The organism is Mesorhizobium sp. M7A.F.Ca.US.006.04.2.1 (assembly GCF_004022915.1).
GTDB lineage: Bacteria > Pseudomonadota > Alphaproteobacteria > Rhizobiales > Rhizobiaceae > Mesorhizobium > Mesorhizobium ciceri.
Window position 1 is genome coordinate 1 of record NZ_RZQA01001097.1, and the last position, 1,733, is coordinate 1,733.

General features: G+C 64.6%; 2 protein-coding genes and 1 pseudogene. All 3 read right to left on the reverse strand.

Translation table 11 applies throughout. The features are described 5' to 3' along the window. The coding region (locus EN925_RS34655; protein ID WP_164894616.1) for an ATP-binding cassette domain-containing protein at positions 1 to 416 on the reverse strand (416 nt) is incomplete at its 3' end. 3 nt (positions 417 to 419) lie between these two features. After that, a complete protein-coding gene (locus tag EN925_RS34660; RefSeq protein WP_013533140.1) occupies positions 420 to 1,514 on the reverse strand; it encodes an NHL repeat containing protein in 1,095 nt (364 codons plus the stop codon). Then, a pseudogene (locus EN925_RS34665) lies at positions 1,511 to 1,733 on the reverse strand (ABC transporter permease); the annotation flags it as partial. The pseudogene EN925_RS34665 and the gene EN925_RS34660, both read right to left, overlap by 4 nt.

The window sequence follows — 1,733 nt, forward strand, 5'->3', positions numbered from 1 at the left end:
GTGCTGACCTGCGCGGACGGGTCGACCTGGAAGCCCATGCCGGCGAGGAACTGCCGCGCCTGAATGTAGAGGCCGCGCAACCGGTTGAACATCTTCTCTTCGCCGAGATAGAGATTCTGCGCTACCGTCATGGCCGGCACCAGGTTGGTTTCCTGGAACACCATGGCGATGCCGGCGCGCAGCGCTTCGGCGGGCGTGGCGAAGGACACATCCTTGCCGTCGAAGGTCATCTTGCCCTCGGTCAGCTTGAAGACACCGGCCATGACCTTGGTCAGCGTCGACTTGCCGGCGCCGTTTTCCCCGAGCAGCGCGTGGATTTCGCCTTTGCGCAGGTCGAAATTGACATTCTTGAAGGCCGGAATGCGCGCGAATGCCTTGGCGGCATCCCTGAGTTCAATGATGTTGGCGTCCGACATCGCTTAGCCTCGCTTGCCGCTGGCGGCGCTCGCCACGCGTACGATCCTCGATCCGCCGCGCGAGGCGACCAGCAGATCATCGCCCAGCTCGCAGGCGCTCAGCGTCCCGTGCACCTTGCCGTCTGCGCGCGAATGGAAACTCGACAGCGGCTTCATGTTCTGGTCGCAAAGAACCACCAGCCCGTAGGACCTTGTCACCGCGTATGGCTTCAGCACGTTCATCTGCTTCAACTGGCTGCCTTGCATGGGCTCGCGATAGTCGCGCCATGAGCCGAGCGACGGCGCCATCCAGTAGGCCTCCGGGACTTCCGCCAGCATGCGGGTGCGGTAGGTCTCCTCGCGCAGGATGAACTCCACCAGTTGGTTGCGCACGGAATAGAAGGTCAGCCAATAGCCGGCGTTGAAGGCCGGGGCGATGCGGGCGGGGTAGGCCGGCAGATGCTCCAGCACGGGCAGCGTCGCCGTGGTGGCAAGGTCGATCGCCAGCACGCGGTGGCGCCAGGCCTCCGAAACGTAGATGCGGTTGGAGCCGGTGGTGGCGATGCCGGCCGGCCAGGCCAAGCCGTCCCTGACAAGCTCCAGCCGGCCGTTTTTTAGATCGAGCCGCCAGACCGAACCGGACACGCTCTTCTGCATCAGGTCGCGACGCCAACCGCTCGCCGGCACTGAGGCCGAACCGTTGGCCACCAGCAAGGTGTTGCTGTCGAGGAAGGTGAGAGCGGTGATGCAGGAGAGGCGCCGAGCCTCCTCACCCGTCGCCTCGCGCCCGTCATGCAGGCCGCCGTGGACGACGACGCCCTTGCCGTCGATGGCCATCGCGGTCATGCCGCGGGCATGGGCGAGTGCGGTGATCTCGCCCGGAAATTCCTGCAAGGTTTCGGCATGGCCGTCGGCGCTAAAGCGCATCAGCCGGTTGGCGCTGCTTGCCAGAATGCCCTTTTCGGTGCGTACGAGATTGTCGGCCTCGGCGAGGCCGGCGAACGGCTCGGCTTCCTCCAGTCCTTGGTTGGGCAGCAACGGCCCGTCGAGCGTCGGCACGGTCACTGCCCACTCGCCACGGCCGAGAAAGCGGTCAAGAAGCTGGCTCAAACCGCTCATGGCTTTCTGCCCCAGTAGGAATCCGAGCTGAACCAGTCGGGATCGACGCCTTTCAAGGGCAAGGTGCCCATGCGGTTGTTGAAGATGCCGCAGAGATAGAGGATGCCCTTGTGCTCGCGCATCGAGGTGATCATCGGATGCTTCTCGCCGGCCTGGTCCCACAGGCTTTCGAGGATCTGGCCGTTCTCGTCGAAGCGCAGCACGCAGCCGGTGTTGAGA

Coding starts and splice junctions, on each gene's coding strand:
- EN925_RS34660 (WP_013533140.1), bottom strand. CDS start 1,514: ATGAGCGGTTTGAGCCAGCTTCTTGACCGCTTTCTCGGCCGTGGCGAG.